The 16,431-nt window shown below is 44.4% G+C and carries 15 protein-coding genes; 12 read left to right on the top strand and 3 right to left on the bottom strand.

What is annotated here, in order from left to right; genetic code table 11:
• Positions 1-66: 66 nt before the first annotated feature.
• The 9 genes from A6D97_RS12740 (at position 67) to A6D97_RS12700 (ending at position 10,931) form a co-directional block, all read left to right on the top strand.
• Positions 67-978 (top strand): NAD-dependent epimerase/dehydratase family protein, encoded by a 912-nt coding sequence (locus tag A6D97_RS12740; RefSeq protein WP_065584530.1) that lies wholly within the window; start codon positions 67-69, stop codon positions 976-978.
• Between the two features lie 78 nt (positions 979-1,056).
• Positions 1,057-1,605, top strand: coding sequence for a sugar transferase (locus A6D97_RS12735; RefSeq protein WP_139074314.1), 549 nt, complete (start codon positions 1,057-1,059; stop codon positions 1,603-1,605).
• A gap of 268 nt (positions 1,606-1,873) precedes the next feature.
• Entirely contained in the window at positions 1,874-2,119 is a 246-nt protein-coding gene (locus A6D97_RS12730) for a hypothetical protein (RefSeq protein ID WP_016784037.1), read from the top strand.
• 120 nt (positions 2,120-2,239) lie between these two features.
• Positions 2,240-2,944, top strand: coding sequence for a YjbF family lipoprotein (locus A6D97_RS12725; RefSeq protein WP_065584528.1), 705 nt, complete (start codon positions 2,240-2,242; stop codon positions 2,942-2,944).
• Positions 2,945-2,965: 21 nt separating this feature from the next.
• On the top strand, positions 2,966-3,892 hold the full coding sequence (locus A6D97_RS12720; RefSeq protein WP_083190238.1) for a capsule biosynthesis GfcC family protein: 927 nt from the start codon (positions 2,966-2,968) through the stop codon (positions 3,890-3,892).
• Complete coding sequence (locus A6D97_RS12715; RefSeq protein WP_065584526.1) at positions 3,892-6,159, top strand: YjbH domain-containing protein; 2,268 nt, start codon at positions 3,892-3,894, stop codon at positions 6,157-6,159. The genes A6D97_RS12720 and A6D97_RS12715 overlap by 1 nt, the downstream gene beginning before the upstream one ends.
• Before the next feature lie 741 nt (positions 6,160-6,900).
• Positions 6,901-8,034, top strand: coding sequence for a polysaccharide export protein (locus tag A6D97_RS12710; RefSeq protein ID WP_065584525.1), 1,134 nt, complete (start codon positions 6,901-6,903; stop codon positions 8,032-8,034).
• 116 nt (positions 8,035-8,150) lie between these two features.
• Positions 8,151-8,591 (top strand): low molecular weight protein-tyrosine-phosphatase, encoded by a 441-nt coding sequence (locus A6D97_RS12705; protein ID WP_017069276.1) that lies wholly within the window; start codon positions 8,151-8,153, stop codon positions 8,589-8,591.
• 168 nt (positions 8,592-8,759) lie between these two features.
• Positions 8,760-10,931 carry a polysaccharide biosynthesis tyrosine autokinase gene (locus A6D97_RS12700; protein ID WP_065584524.1) on the top strand — a complete coding sequence of 724 codons (2,172 nt, stop codon included), beginning with the start codon at positions 8,760-8,762 and terminating at the stop codon, positions 10,929-10,931.
• Positions 10,932-11,466: 535 nt separating this feature from the next.
• Here the strand turns inward: A6D97_RS12700 and A6D97_RS12695 are convergent.
• The 3 genes from A6D97_RS12695 to A6D97_RS12685 form a co-directional block, all read right to left on the bottom strand.
• A complete protein-coding gene (locus A6D97_RS12695; protein ID WP_004733275.1) occupies positions 11,467-11,802 on the bottom strand; it encodes a hypothetical protein in 336 nt (111 codons plus the stop codon).
• 165 nt (positions 11,803-11,967) lie between these two features.
• Positions 11,968-12,513, bottom strand: a complete 546-nt coding sequence (locus A6D97_RS12690) for an N-acetylmuramoyl-L-alanine amidase (RefSeq protein WP_065584523.1) — start codon at positions 12,511-12,513, stop codon at positions 11,968-11,970.
• An 11-nt stretch (positions 12,514-12,524) separates the two neighbouring features.
• On the bottom strand, positions 12,525-12,998 hold the full coding sequence (locus A6D97_RS12685; RefSeq protein WP_065584522.1) for a hypothetical protein: 474 nt from the start codon (positions 12,996-12,998) through the stop codon (positions 12,525-12,527).
• Positions 12,999-13,284: 286 nt separating this feature from the next.
• Here A6D97_RS12685 and A6D97_RS12680 point away from each other — a divergent pair, with 286 nt between their 5' ends.
• From A6D97_RS12680 to A6D97_RS12670, 3 genes are all read left to right on the top strand, one after another.
• On the top strand, positions 13,285-14,367 hold the full coding sequence (locus A6D97_RS12680) for a helix-turn-helix domain-containing protein (protein WP_065584521.1): 1,083 nt from the start codon (positions 13,285-13,287) through the stop codon (positions 14,365-14,367).
• Positions 14,368-14,533: 166 nt separating this feature from the next.
• Positions 14,534-14,854: a hypothetical protein gene (locus A6D97_RS12675; RefSeq protein ID WP_065584520.1), complete on the top strand. Its 321-nt coding sequence runs from the start codon at positions 14,534-14,536 to the stop codon at positions 14,852-14,854.
• A gap of 408 nt (positions 14,855-15,262) precedes the next feature.
• Positions 15,263-16,393 carry an ISAs1 family transposase gene (locus A6D97_RS12670; RefSeq protein ID WP_065584519.1) on the top strand — a complete coding sequence of 377 codons (1,131 nt, stop codon included), beginning with the start codon at positions 15,263-15,265 and terminating at the stop codon, positions 16,391-16,393.
• Positions 16,394-16,431 lie beyond the last annotated feature (38 nt).

Raw genomic sequence — 16,431 nt, 5'->3', positions numbered from 1 at the left:
CCACCAATAGACTTGATATACTAATATACTACAGCATACGTAATTCAGAGAGAAGTGGCTTTGGAAATGGTCTTAGTAACTGGCGGTAACGGTTTTATTGGTAAAGAATTGGTTACATTCTTACAAAATGATTTCACGGTGCGAACATCCGTGCGTCAACTGGATGGTAAGTGCAAAGCCCTCCCTCCATCTGTTGAAACTGTTGTTACTGGTGATATATCTGACAAAACAAACTGGAATAGGGCGATTGATGGTGTTGATGTCGTCATTCATCTTGCTGGTAGGGCGCATATTTTGGATGATACAGCCCTTTCTCCTATCGACTTGTTTAGGGAGGTTAATACTAAAGCGACATTGCACCTGTTTGATGAAGCCGTTAAGAATGGTGTCCGACGTTTTATTTTTGTAAGTAGTATTGGTGTCAACGGCAATATTACTCATGGAAAACCATTCACAGAACAAGATTCCCCCGAGCCAGCTTCTGATTATGCTCTTTCAAAATATGAAGCAGAAAAACAACTTACCCTAGCGGCTGCTCAAAGTGACATCGAACTTGTTATTATTCGACCTGCTTTAGTGTATGGGAAGAATGCGCCGGGAAACATTGCACGATTGTCTCGAATAGCCACTAGATGTCCATTTTTACCATTCGGCTTAGTCGCAAACCGTAAAAGTTTTGTCTCAATTGAGAATTTAGTGTCATTGTTGGCGTTGTGTATTACTCATCCGGCAGCTTCTAATCAAGTGTTTTTGGCTGCTGATACTACACCCGTTTCGACAAAACAATTGGTTAACATTTTAAGCAAAGTTGAAGAAACAAATACGATAAACTTTCCTTTTCCCGTCGTGCTTATGCGTATGGCTGCAACACTCCTGGGAAAGAAGGCTATGGCTAGTCAATTGTTTGATGATCTTGAAGTAGATAATACTAAGGCTAGAAAGATGTTGGGGTGGAAACCTTGTGATGGTTTTGATTGAATACCTAAATAATTACCTCGTACTTCTGTACTCACATCGACTTACGTTTTCCCACCGATATTTTATAATAGGTCTTACATTTTGATTCGTATATTAGATTTTATTTTTGCTTTCTTTGGCTTGTTGTTCCTTTGGCCTGTATTTGTTGTTATTTGTATCCTCGGCTATTTTGATACGGGTTCTCCTGTCTTTTTTCAGACCCGAGTTGGTCGCAACAAAAAGCCATTCACTTTAGTTAAATTCCGCACTATGCCAGTGGAAACAAAATCTGTTGCGACTCACTTAGTTGGGGCGAGCTCTGTAACTAAACTAGGTGGATTCCTGCGTAAGACCAAGCTTGATGAACTGCCTCAGTTATACAACGTACTTAAAGGTGAAATGAGTTTAGTTGGTCCAAGGCCATGCCTGTTCAACCAGCAAGAACTTATCGATGAGAGAGAATCAAGAGGCGTTCTTTCTGTTAGACCTGGTGTGACGGGATTGGCTCAAATCAATGATATCGACATGTCGACACCGGAAAAACTCGCGGAGTGGGATCAACGCATGATTCAGACGTTGAGTACTAAATTGTACTTTCAATACATTATTCAAACCGTACTAGGTAAAGGCTCTGGCGACAGGGTTTAGTTAGATATGGTTTACGCTCTCTTATGATCATAGGTACTGGCTTCTGCGTTATACAAACATAGCTTTGTTGACCTCCACAGTCTCTAAGGCCATTTTTATGTGACGCTATTTCCTAAATATTGCTTTATAAGGTATTGCTTATGATTTATCCATTTACTTGATTGTGGTTATTATCTATCATGATCAATCAGTTGTTTAAGCTGAGCAACTGTTTGAGGGTGTGAAAATCATCTTCTACATATAAACGTTTATATTAATGGAAATCATTATGAAAAAGATGGCTCTAGCAGCTGCATTAGCAGTTAGCTTCTCAGGTGCTGCATTTGCAGCTGAAACTACAGCAGCAGCGGGTACTGGTTCAGGTACTGGTACAGCAGCTGGCGCGGGTGCATCTGCAGCAGCAGCTGGCACAGCAACAACAGTTGCAGTAGCGACAGCAGCAGTAGCGGCAGCAGCAGCTGTAGCGGTTGCTTCTAACGAAAGCGGTGCAACAACGACAACAACGACTCGATAATTTTTGAGTAGGCGTTTAAAACCATTTTATGTGAAAGCATAAAGTGGTTTTTTTATATCTAATTGATTAATTTTCCATATTGGACATCAGCAACCAGATTGCTAGGAAGCAGAACTCGTCATGCTTAAACCTCTAATCATATCTCTTGGTCTTTTTCTTGCTGGTTGTTCTCAGCAGTTTCAAGACGTTAACTCTACTTTTGATGAAGCCTTTTTTGGAAGCTCCGATGTTGAGCTATCCAAGGAATACATTCAAACGTTACCTTATTCCAGCATTTATGCCGAAGTGAATGACCAAGGTAAGATCTTCATGGTCTTAGCGTACGTCGGTGAAAACCCGCAAACGGGCGCAGAGCAGTTAAAGTGGATGTCTTCTGACAAAGCGATGATCGTCACTGAAAATGGACGTATTGTACAAACGCTATTGCTTCCTTACGAAAACCTATCTGGTTTGGCATTCCAACCGTTAAATACATTCTCTTCTGCAAACAATTCGTCAGCCGATTCTTCTTCTGCGTTTGATGTGTCTGCCAACCCCGGAGCTCAAAAATGGCAAGCGGTTTACGACTGGCAACCCAACTATCGATTTGGCTACAAAGCGAACATCACCCGAACGTATGTGGGAAATGACACGGTTGAAACTCCGTTAGCGTCTATCGATACCAAGAAATTCCAAGAAAAAATTCAATTCCCAATATTAGAACAAGACATCACCAACGAATATTGGGTCGACAGCGAAGGCAAAGTGGTCAAAACCATACAGTATTTAGGCCCTGATATGACAAGGCTTGAGTTAACCGTCCTTAAGCATTATCAAAGCAATTAACGAACAGGGTAATGAACTAAAATGATGAATTATATGAGTCATACATCAAAAATGATGGGACGTCGGTTGCCATTGGTGAGAACTTTATTAACGATGAGAGCTCTGTTAATGATGAGCGCTTTGTTTACTTTGAGCTCCGCTTCTGCGGCTTCTAATTTTGTTACATCTGGTGGCTCTTCTTTAGTAAAAACAACAATCGAGCTTCCTCTTCAAGGTGTGACGCTTGAGTATCAAACTAACGTTCGACTGCTTCGTGTATTAGACGACGCAAACGCGAATGCGAGCTCTAACGCTAACGGTACTATTGGTTACTTCCCCCTTTCGGCTCAACTATTTGATATAACCAATACTGAAGCGACTGCAGTTACTGGATTTAAAGAAGCTAACCAAGCTATCGAAGCCAAAAAGCGCAATGTACTGAACCAGCTTGAAGCTTTCGCAGTAGAAGAGCCAGAAGCAAACTTAGTGCGCCAACAGTTAGCCTCTTTCCAATATCTCAATCGAGTTTTTATTGAGCTAGACCGTAATGCCGTTATCTCTCAATCAGATAAGAACCCACTGCTTGTTTCAAGTTCTCATACTAACAAGCCGTCAGACAGCCAAACTCAAGCCTTTTCTCTGTACTTACCACAACGACCAACATCTATTCAGTTGATGGGTGCAATGAAAGAGTCGGTAACAATGAATCTGATTGAGCATGGAACGTTGAATGATTATCTCGATGCATTGCCGAATGGCTTTATTGGTGAATCTGCAGATAAAAGCGTGGCTTATGTTGTCCAGCCAGATGGCGAGGTACAAACCATTCAATACGCATACTGGAACGAACAGCCGGTTTACTTAGCACCAGGTGCCATCGTATTTATGGCGTTCTACTCTTTGCCATCGGAATACTCAACGTTGAACCAAGATATTGTCGATTTGCTACGTCATAAGGTTGGCCTGTAATGCTGAAACAGAAATCATTCCCTCTATCGGCAGTGTGCACATCGGTTACTTGTGCTTTATTAATGACCAATAGCATGTCGATTCGAGCAGAGACAGTCATTGATTCCTCTTCGATTCGAGCAGAAAAATCACCATTCGACGACACAGAATACAGAACGTCGCAAATGAACTTTGGTGGTGTTGGCTTAATGCAAATGCCAACAGGCCGAATGGCACCAGAAGGTGAGTTCAACTTTAGTGCTTCGTTTAACAATGAATACTACTTTTATAACGTGAGCCTGCAGGTGATGCCTTGGCTTGAAACCACCATTCGTTATACACAAGTACAAGATCTCTTTTATAGCGGTGGTGGCAATCAAGATTGCTCTCAAAACTCATTCAGTGGCTGTACTAAATACACAGATAAAGGCATCGACTTTAAACTGCGTTTAATCGAAGAAGGGTACTACTTACCAGAAGTGTCAGTAGGCGTGCGTGACTTCGGTGGTACTGGCTTGTTCGATGGCGAATTTGTCGCGGCAACCAAGCGTTTTGGCCCCGTTGATTTCACTTTGGGCATGGCTTGGGGATACATGGGCACCAGTGGCAATTTCACTAACCCATTGTGTAAAGCCAGTGACAAGTATTGTGAACGCCCGTCTGATTTTAAAGGCAATGGCGGCAGTGTCGATTTTGAGCGTTGGTTTAAAGGCGATGCTGCAATTTATGGCGGCTTTGAATACCAAACCCCTTATAAGCCGTTAACCTTAAAGCTTGAATACGATGGCAACGATTACTCTCAAGACTTCCCTGTAGTACGTGGTGGTGTCGACATGACACAACACACGCCATGGAACGTGGGCGCGGTCTACCGTTTCACCGATTGGGGCTCAGCGAAAGTGAGCTATGAGCGAGGCGATACTTTAACCCTTGGCTTCGATCTTTCTACCAACTTCAATGAAATGTATTCGGTGTGGCGAGATACCGAAACAGCAGAATTGCGCCCAAGTGGTGTCGATACGGTTGACGATATTGATATGGCGGCCCTTGCAGAAGAACTTGAAACGATCGCGGGCTATGAACAAGCGCAAATCTTGGTCGACGATAATAGTATTGTGGTAAAGGGTACTCAGGTTAAATACCGAGACAGAGATATCGCCCTTGAGCGTGGTGCGACCGTGATTGCCAACGCGGTGCCGAGTTACATCGATACTTATAAAATCATCGAAAATGATAAATCGATGGAACTCACTGAGACAACGGTAGATGCACAAGCGTTCAAAGCGGCGGCTAATAACAGTTATCTCAATGCTCAAACCAGTGATGCAACCGATACTCACGAGTTAGAGCGTAAGAAATCCGTTATTTATCATGATGGGCGTGAGCGATTCGATGTGTCGATTTCACCAAACCTAGCTCAATCGTTCGGTTCGGCTGAAAACTTCTATTTATACAGTTTGGGTTTATACACCAACGCTTCGTTCTGGGCGTTAAACAATGTTGAACTGTCGGGCTCTTTGTACGTTAACTTAGTCGATAACTACGACAAGTTTAACTATACCGTCCCATCAGACGGCACTGACCAAACGCCAAGAGTAAGAACCTTATTCCGCTCTTACGTTGACGATCCGGTTCGCTTAGATCGCTTACAACTGACGTGGTTTGAAGACTACGGCAGCGGTGTCTACACCCAAGCTTACGGGGGGTACCTTGAAAGCATGTTTGCGGGTGTGGGTGGCGAAATCCTGTATCGACCATTCAACCAAAACTGGGCCATTGGTGCAGACATGACTGCAATAAGCCAGCGCGATCCTGAAAGTTGGTTCGGCACATTTGATCAAGAGATTCAAGTTAACCCAGATGACAGTAGCCGAACGTACAAAGTGATCGATAAGGGCACGACGGGCTTCATCACCGGTTACTACACCCCACAATGGGACTTCTTGAGCGATACCTTGCTTAAAGTGGGCGTCGGTAAATTCCTTGCGGGTGATATCGGTACGCGTGTCGATTTCTCTAAGCAGTTCAAGAGCGGCGTGATTGCTGGTGCGTTTGTTAGCTTAACCGACATGACAACCGAAGAATACGGTGAAGGCAGCTACACCAAAGGCTTCTATGTATCGATTCCGTTCGATCTTGTTACTGTGAAACCAAGCTCAAGCCGCGCAGGTTTTACCTGGTTACCGATCACGCGTGACGGCGGCCAAGTGCTGAACAAGCAATACAACTTGTTCGATCAAACCGATGCTCGCTCACCTTGGTTCCAAAGGCCGAGTAGCGTTAAGTAGATCGAAAGCAGATGCGGGTGACGAGTAAGCGGGATACGAAGAGCGGGGAAAGAGCAGTCTCGAATAATCGAATAATCGAATAATCGAATAATCGAATAACGAATAGCTTAAGATATCGTGATATTCATTGGGTCTAGCTTTTGGTTCTCCCCCTTGAACGCCGTTCGTTTTTGATCGGTGATGTTCATCAAAGGGGGAGTTAGAGGGGGATATTAATCTATGTGTTACCAACCCCTCCCAGCCTCCCCTTATGTTGGTATTTTCTGCCAAGCAACAGTTGTGATAAAGGGGAGGAGCTAAAAGCATCCCGACACGGCTTTAGGCTCTTCGTTTACTCGTATCTCGCTACTCTCATCTGCTCTTTAGCTCTTCGCCACTCGTTCACTCGAATCCCGTATCTGCTCTTTAACCATTCAACTAGGTTGATAATAAACACAAATTGTGGATAATGCATACGCAATAAAATAACCGTGTGAAAGTCCGATCTTTGGCTCGGTTTATGACAAAAAACCTCTATCTCAATTCCAGATAGATAGAGGCAGATTAACTACGCAGTGTGATGTCGCGGAATATCAAAGGGCGGTAGCGTTCCTATCTTTGATATTAAGTGGGAGCGATATCACAGTAATAGCCCTCCTTAACTCTATTAAATACTGCGTAGCTGATAAAATTGTTTGTTCTAACTTCTTTGGGTGTCCTTTGGGATATCACGACACATTCCGTTTCTATGACTTGGTTAACATGAAGATTAATAAAAATCGTCTCCTTTTAGCGCTCCTTCCTGTATTGCTTGCAGGGTGTACTACTCCAGGAACTCACCTTTCTACTGGCAACAAGAATGTGATTCAGCCTTCAGAGGAACAGCAAGAATCTGATATCTCTGATGTGGTGAATGTGTATCCGCTGACGGCGCAGCTAGTGTCGACTTACCAAACGGGTACATTGTCGGTGTCACAAGCCAACCCTGAACTCGACGTAGACATCGCAAAGTATGAATACAAAGTCGGCGTGGGCGATATCTTAAATATCACGATCTGGGATCACCCTGAACTGACAATTCCTGCGGGTTCTTACCGTAGTAGTACTGAAGCGGGTAACTGGGTTCATGCTGACGGCACCATCTTCTACCCGTACATTGGTACAGTCGAAGTGGCAGGAAAAACGGTTCGTGAAATTCGTTCTGATATAGCGGAACGTTTGGCGAAATACATCGAAAGCCCTCAAGTTGATGTAAACGTAGCGGCTTTCCGATCTAAGAAAACCTACATTACCGGTGAAGTATCTAAACCTGGCCAGCAGCCAATCACTAATATCCCTTTAACGTTACTGGATGCCGTGAACCGTTCTGGCGGTTTGTCTGAAGATGCTGATTGGCGTAATGTTTCATTAACCCGCAATGGCGTGGAAGAGAACCTTTCACTTTACGGTTTAATGCAACGTGGTGACCTAACCCAAAACCGCTTACTGCAAGCCGGTGATATTGTTCACGTACCGCGTAATGACAACCAGAAAGTGTTCGTGATGGGTGAAGTGAACGATCCTCAACTACTTAAGATTGATCGCGTTGGGATGAGCCTAACCGAAGCACTCAGCAACGTAGGTGGTATTAACCAGCTGACGGCAGATGCAACGGGTGTGTTTGTGATCCGAACTTCTGATGATAAATCAGAACGCATGGCAGACATCTACCAACTCAATATGGAAGATGCATCAGCTTTAGTGATTGGCACCGAGTTTGATTTAAAGCCTTATGATATTGTTTACGTAACGGCCGCACCCATCAGCCGCTGGAACCGTGTAATCGGTCAGCTTGTACCAACCATTTCAGGCTTCAACGACCTAACCGAAGGTATGTTGCGCGTTCGTAATTGGTAATAAGCCCTGGTTTGTAATAAACCCTAATTAATCATCAGGTTGCATTGTACGTGTAACCTGATTTTTACATCTAAAAGTAAACCCAGCTTATAAGCCCAATACAATTAGAGACCATTATGTTTAATAAAATTTTAGTCGTATGCGTGGGCAACATTTGTCGTTCCCCGACTGGAGAGCGAGTTTTACAAAACTTGCTGCCCAACAAAGAAGTGGCCTCTGCCGGTATCGCTGCTGAGAAAAGCCGTTTAATTGGTAAGCCTGCAGACGACACTGCTATTTTAATCGCCGCTGAAAATGGGGTTGATGTTGAAAACCATCAGTCTCAGCAAGTTACGCCACAGCTTTGTGCTCAGTATGACTTGATCTTGGTGATGGAGAAGGGCCATTTAGAAGCGCTTACTCAAATATCGCCGGAGGCTCGCGGAAAAACGATGCTGTTTGGTCAGTGGATTGGCCAGAAAGACATTCCTGACCCTTATCGTCAAAGTCGTGAGGCGTTTGAACACGCTTATAAGCTGATTGACGAAGCGGCGCAAGCTTGGGCAAAAAAACTGTAGGTTTAAATGCAATAGATTTTAGATGCAGTAGGTTTTAAATAGACAGCTTTTTAAATGTCATGCTCTAAATGTAGGCATGGCAAAGCCACCAACGGAATAATATAAAAGAGAAGTACGCGGAGCGTATATAGTCTCTTAAATAGCAATACTTTAGGAAGTAGCAAACAAATGACAACACAACCCTCTCAGCAATCGCATACAGATAACTCTGATGAGATAGATTTAGGAAAACTGCTTGGCATCTTATTAGATGCTAAATGGCTAATCATGCTCACCACATTCGTTTTTGCTGTGTTTGGTATTGCGTTTGCTTTGCTTTCGACGCCGATATACAAAGCGGATGCCCTGATCCAAATTGAAGAGAAAAGCTCTGGTGGCATCTCTTCTATGGTTGGTGATATGGGTGAATTGTTCTCTCAAGAATCTTCAGCTACAACCGAAGTCGAGATCATCAAATCTCGTATGATTTTGGGTGAAACGGTTGATAAGTTTAACTTAACGACTGTGACCTCACCTAACTATGCGCCAATCGTCGGCAAAGGCTTTGCACGCTTAACTGGCGACATCAACCACATTGCGGTTAGCCGTTTCAACATGCCAAGCTATGCGAGCGACTACGGGCACACGATCCAGATCCTAGATGCCGAGCAGGGCACTTACCAATTAGTTCGCGACGATGAGCGCGTTATCCTAAAAGGCAAAGTGGGTGAGCTAGCAACAGCAGACGACTACAGCTTGTTTGTGGCAGGTTTTGAATCACACAACGATTTTGAATTCTCGATTGGTCAACGTAGCCGATTGCAAGCGATCGAATGGCTGAAATCTTCTTTGTCTCTTTCTGAGCAAGGAAAGCAAACCGGTATTTTGAAGCTAAGTTTCGAAGGGGAAAACAAGCAGCAGATTTCTGAAATTCTTAATCATATTAGTCAGACTTACTTCTTACAAAACGTGAAACGTAATTCTGCGGAAGCAGAGAAGAGCTTACAGTTCTTAGAGAGCCACCTTCCTGGTATTAAATCTGAGCTAACGGGCTATGAAGACACGCTAAACAACTATCGTCAAAAGAACGAATCGATCGATTTGGGTTTAGAAGCACAATCAACCCTGAAGGTAATGGTAGAGCTTGAAGCGCAATTGAATGAACTGACGTTTAAAGAGAGTGATATCAGTCAGCGTTTCACTAAAGATCACCCGGCGTATAAGTCACTGATTGATAAGCGTAAAACGTTGTTGGGCGAGCGAGAGCGCCTGAACAAGCAAGTGCAAAAGCTGCCGAAAACACAACGTGAAGTACTACGTATGACACGTGATGTTGAAGTAAACCAACAGATCTACATCCAGCTTTTAAACAAGGTTCAAGAACTGAGCATTATTAAAGCCGGTACGGTCGGTAACGTTCGTATCTTAGATGACGCGCAAGCTTACGCTCGCGCCGTTAAACCGAAGAAGCCATTGATTGTTGTATTAGCGACGCTACTGGGTGGCATGTTAAGTGTCGCATTTGTATTAGTGAAAGCAGCGTTCCACCGTGGTGTGGAAAGCCCAGACCAAATTGAACAAATCGGCCTGCCTGTTTACGCAGCGGTACCAAAATCTGATTTACAGATTGAGCTAACCAACCGCTTTAAATCGAAGAAAGTACAAACAAAAGGCGTTCAGGCACTGCTTGCTGAATCGAACCCTGCCGATCTTTCGATTGAAGCGCTGCGTGGCCTTCGCACCAGTTTGCACTTCGCAATGCTAGAAGCGAAAAATAACATCTTGATGATCTCTGGCCCTGCGCCAGGCATTGGTAAATCATTCATCTCGACTAACTTTGCCGCAGTAGCCGCAAAAACAGGCCAGAAAGTATTGTTGATTGATGCCGATATGCGAAAAGGTTACCTACAACAAAGCTTTGGTGTGAACTGGGACAATGGTCTTTCTGATGTGCTGAGCGGCAAGCAAGAGTTCGCTCAATCAGTGAAAACCACACCGGTAGAGAACCTAGATATTATTACTCGCGGCCAAGTGCCACCGAACCCATCAGAGCTGCTGATGCACCCACGCTTTGCAGAACTAATGGAATGGGCATCGAAAGAGTATGATTTGGTGATTGTTGATACCCCGCCCGTACTTGCGGTAACCGACCCAAGCATTGTCGGCGCCTTCGCTGGCACCACATTAATGGTGGCGCGTTACGGTCAAAACACCATTAAAGAGATAGAAGTGGCTCGTAACCGTTTCGAACAATCAGGTATCGAAGTGAAAGGCGTTATCTTCAACGCCATCGAGAAGAAAGCATCAAGCTCTTACGGCTACGGTTATTACAACTATGCGTATTCGAGCGACAAGAAATAAAGTTAAAGAGCAGTAACGAGATGCGAGTAACCGGGTAAACGAAGAGCTAAAGACAGGAACGGGATGCGAGTGGCGAGATACGAAAAGCGCCACTCGAATCCGTTCTTCATCTCTTGTTACTCGTTTACCCGCTCCGCTGCTCGAATCTGCTCTTTTAGCTCTTCGAATCCCGTCTACCCACCACCCGTATCTATTCTTTATCCAATCTTCAAATTATTCGAAGACTTAGCTTTTGGTTCTCCCCCTTGAACACCGGACTATTGTGAGTGATGGTGTTAATAGAAGGGGGAGTTAGAGGGGGTTGCTAGCGATGCCTAATCAACCCCTCCCAGCCTCCCCTTATATTGATATTTTCTGCCAAGTAATAGTCGTGATAAAGGGGAGGAGCTAAAAGCACCACTATCATATTCTTGTCCTCGCTCTTCACCTCTGCTCTTCACCTCTGCTCTTAATCTCCTCGCATCCCGTCTACCCGCCACTCGAATCCGCTCTTAATCTCCTCGCATCTCGATACCCGTCACTCGAATCTGCTTTTCTACTTCTTCACCACGCCACCCGTTAAATACAATCCAATCGCCGCTAACACCGGATAACCAAACGCTTCATTGGTCATTTCCCCTAATGGTTTCCAATCGTAGCCGTGCATGCAGCCTAAAATAACCATCACATGCAGTGCCACATAAGGAATGGTGAACAACAACACAATGTAGCGCTGTACCAACTTAAAAGGTTCATACGCTTTAAGCAGTGCCAGCTTGTGCTTCGCTTTTTCTTCATCAGTAAAAAACATCGCATCTCCTGTGTTGGTGAGTGCATCTAACCCCTTGCTAATCGAAGACTGGCTCCCGAATATTCTTCCGAACAATGTCATACTGCTCCTTGGTTGATTGATTGGCTTTGACCGCATGTATAGCCTTTGACTGTATAACCCTCTCACTCTTCATCTCTGCTTTCCGTTCTTCGAATCTCGCTACCCGCCACTCTCATCTGCTCTTAAGCCTTTCGCATCTCGTTTACCCGAATCCCGCATCTGCTCTTAAGCTTTTATCTTCAAAACAGGACACGCCTTATTCACGCCCCAATCTTTATGCCCCTTAACATTCTCATCTGAAATCAAGAACTGCTCTTGCAGTGCAGCCATCAAACCAAACAGTGCCTTGCGCTGCGCAAGTGTGGAGTTATCTTCTGGTTGCAGCTCGGCATTACAACCGCCAACCAAACAAACCCCAATATTGCCCTTGTTGTGTCCTTTCACATGCGCGCCAGTTTGCGACAGCGGCCTGCCCAATTGGACATCCCCATTGCGACGAATAACAAAGTGATACCCCACATCGCGCCAGCCTTTCTTTTTATGCCATTGGCGAATCTCGGCTACGCCTACATCTTGCTGTGGCGGCGTGGCGCTGCAATGCACAGTAATAAAGGAATATGGCGGGCAATGAGGTAAGCGGAGTAAAACCGAAACCAGGCTGAATGAATAGGATGCTGAAGGTAAACAAGGATCTAACGAAGGGATAAGCTCCATCTTGCTAGCCTGCTCTTCCGAATCAATTCGTTCTTTGGTGTCAGCCCGCTCTGGCAAAACAGACGCTTCTAACGGCTGATTTGGAACTCGATCAGTTGCTGGTGGAGTGTTTGACAAAATAAATCCTCGTGTTGTTGTAAATAGGCGATTAAAGACGTTGATAGCGATTCTTTTAAATCAGGGTGCAATGCGATGTGTTGTCGCAGACTGGTGGCTACGGTTTTTTCATAGCCGGGGTGGTGGCTGACATAACGTAAATACATCACGTAATAACCCAGAGGCTGCTTACGCCGTGCTCGGCTGATCATCCAACAAATATCTTCATAGCTGGGGGTGTCACCGCATTCATCCTCATTAAAATAACAACCTTCCAAATGGCTTTCTTTATAACCGTTAACTTCATAGCTCAGTACTTGGCCAAACCCATCACTATCACTAAAAAATAACGGCTGACGTGATTGAGTGAGGGAGTTAGCACGGCACTCGATGCTCGCCATACCGGGTTGATACGCTGAAATAAAAAGAGAAACTATCGCCTTCATTAAGCACCTTATTACTGCATGGGGAGGGCAATGTACTTCAACATTCTTGATTGGGGTTGGCGGGAATAACACGAAAACAGAGGAATACAGAAAAATGAGAGGTGCTTCGAAAAGCCATTGCTTAATAAGGTTGATGTTGCATATCTATCCGAGGCGATTAACCAAACATCTTTTCTTACAACTTATCTCATGGGCCTTTCGCCCCTAAAGCGCCAAAAAGTGTTGTTAATGCTCTGTATATCAATGGATTTCTATACGAATGACTAATTAACAAGGAGCGTTAACCATGTGTGTTTCTCTAATTCTTTCTTTCATCCCATTAAAAACTGGCTCTCCAATAAGCAAGTTGGTGTTATTAAAATTGGCCGATAACGCCGACGCGCGCGGCGTGTGTTTTCCTTCCCTAAATTACTTGGCGCAATATTGCGAAGTGTCGGTAAGAACCGTGAAACGACATGTTAACGAGCTCGAAAAGCAAGGCTTTGTGAAGCGGATAAAGCGGTTTGATGATTCAGGACGCCAGCGCAGCAACATATATCAGCTGCGCCTTCCCAGCGACAGCCACATTCAACAGATCGATCTAGACCAAGCGAATCAAGAGAACACGAATGTAGAACAAACAGGTTTACCGTCAGCTTCGTCGGAATATCCACAGAAGACAGAACATGCGAAGAAAACCGACCATTCAGACACTCCCCTGGGTGACTCAAGATCCACCACGGAGAGTGATCACCTGGCACACATAATCTTTCATAAAGAACATAAAACAGAGTTGAGCTTGAAAAACGGCAGCTTGGATGACACCGATGTACTTGATCCCCCAAGCGGTTCTGAACAACATGAGATCTCGACACCTAAAACCAACGTCACAAACCCCATAAGCCAACAGAATGAAGCCGTGATTCACCTGCTCACCAAAGAGGGCAGCGCGCCGATTTATCATGAGTTCTACAAAATCTTAGAGCGAACCTACCCAAAGTTAGATGTGCTGCAAGAACTGCATGCCATGCAAGCCTGGCTGTACATCAACCCCGATAAGCGCAAACCCTTTGAGCACATTGGTCACTTTGTGAATGGCTGGCTAAGAAGAAGCGCCCAAGCCAAAGCGAAGCGAGACTCATCGCCAGTCTTTAAGCAGGCTAGAGCGGCTAAGCAAACAAAAGCGGCTAAACCAGCAAGGGCTTCTGCTTCTACATCGACCAAGGAAGCTAAAACCCAACCGGCAGCCAAGCCCATGGTTCACAAACAACCCACGCCCGTCTCTCAGGCCCTAGCGGATTACCAAGCCAAAAGCACCACCAATCCGTTCGAAGCACGTATCAAGGCCCTAGTTCAATCCAAATCGCCCTGCACGGATTCTAAAAAGTGACCATTCGATTATTCACAGACGAAGCGCTTGCTCACACAGCTAAAAGCTATTGAAAACCAATAATTTAGGAAGCGAAAAGCTTAGGGAAACCAAAGGCTAGGGCAGACCAAGCGCGAATACAGACAAAAAACGTCAAGATACAAAAGTAGAATTAGGGAGAGGGCAAATGGACGATATCAGCCTAAAAAAACTGACAACGGAAGAAAAAGTCACCATTTTAGAAAAAGAGATAGCGCGAGTAGAAGGACGCATTGGCGAGTTCTTGAAACTGCTGGTTAAGCACTACCCACAAGGGCTAACACGTACCGAGATTAAAGCGTTATTGGCGGTAAACAATAACCCGAGCTTCGTCTCGCTGTACAGAAACGGCAATATTTTCATTGATATAGAAAAGCGCTACTGCGATGCAGCACAAGAAAACCGCTACTTCATAGGCACTCAGTACCTGCAAGACGTACAATGCTCTCGCTGGTTGAATGCGTGGTGAGAGGATTGTCCAAATAGGGTAAATTCCAAACTAGTCAATATGCACTTACTTTGCTAGAATACGCAGAAAATTAAAACCGTATGAAAACCGCATAAAGCGAACAAATTGTCACTATTGCCTTTAGGAGCCAAACCTAAGGGCGGTAGCATACCCAAATGCAAGAGTGGCCAGTGAGTAGTTAGCAAGTAAAAAGCGCTACAAGCCACAGAAAATCTGTTTTCCCCCCGTTGAGGCGGTTTTCAGGGCAAGATCATGAAAAACCCATATGGAATAAGGGGTAGCGTGAAGTGATGTTTCCACTAATTTGTACACTGAAGTCACAACAAATTCAATACATTCAAGATCGATTTGATGATCAGATTTAGGTGTGATCATATACTGTTTTTTAACAGCAGATATTTAGCCATAATGAATGGATTAAGCCTTTTGGACCATATTTCAGTTATTCGAGACCCTCGCCAAGCTTGGAAAATAGAGCACACGCTAACCGACATTATCTTCTTAACAATTGCAGCAGTGATTGCTGGTGCTGAAGGTTGGGAGGATATTGAAGATTTTGGTGAAGATAACTTGGAATGGCTTAGGCAGTATGGTGATTTCAAACAAGGCATACCAGTACACGATACCATTGCCCGAGTTATCAATCTTATTTCCGCCAAGCAACTGCAACGATGCTTTACTGCGTGGATGAAAGACTGTCATGAGACGACAGAGGGTGAAGTGATTGCTATCGACGGCAAAACTCTCAGAGGCACATACAACAAAGACAAGCGTTGTGGTGCAATCCATATGGTTAGTGCCTTTAGTGCAGCAAACCAAGTTGTACTAGGACAAGTGAAGACTGCGGATAAAAGCAATGAAATAAAAGCGATCCCTGAACTGCTTGAAATGCTTTCCTTGCGAGGTTGTTTAGTGACTATTGATGCTATGGGATGCCAGAAGGATATAGCTGAAAAGATAGTCGCTCAAGATGCAGATTATCTCTTAGCGGTAAAAGGTAATCAAAAACGATTGGAGCAAGCGATTAGCCAAGTGTTTAATTCTAGTATGATTAATAGTTTTGAAGGTGATAAATACGTCACTCAAGAGAAAGGGCATGGTCGTACAGAAACGCGTTTGAGTATGGTTGTTCACAATACAGATTTCTTAGGCTATATAGCGTTTGATTGGGCTGAACTCTCCACAATTGGTATGGTCGTTTCAATTCGTCAAGAAGGTGATAAGCCAGCAGAAACAATGCAAATCAAGCACTACATAAGCTCAGCAAAACTAACGGCTAAAGCTTTACTAGAGAGCACGCGAGCACATTGGAGCATTGAAAATCAGATGCACTGGCGATTAGACGTTGGTTTTAAAGAAGATGAATGTCGGATACGTCGAGAGCAAGCCGGTGAGAATTTAGCAGTTATAAGACATATAGCTTTAAATCTGCTGACGGAAGAAATCAGCTTCAAAGCAGGGATCAAAAGAAAGCAGAAAAAAGCGAACCGCAATAACGCTTACCTTTCGCAAGTCCTTGCAGGGCAAGGGGCTTCGTAATCTTGCCCTGAGGCGGTTTTAAGAAAGTAAGCAAAATC

This window comes from Vibrio sp. ZF57 (assembly GCF_001691235.1).
Taxonomy (GTDB): domain Bacteria; phylum Pseudomonadota; class Gammaproteobacteria; order Enterobacterales; family Vibrionaceae; genus Vibrio; species Vibrio crassostreae_C.
This window is presented reverse-complemented; position numbering and strand designations above follow the sequence as displayed.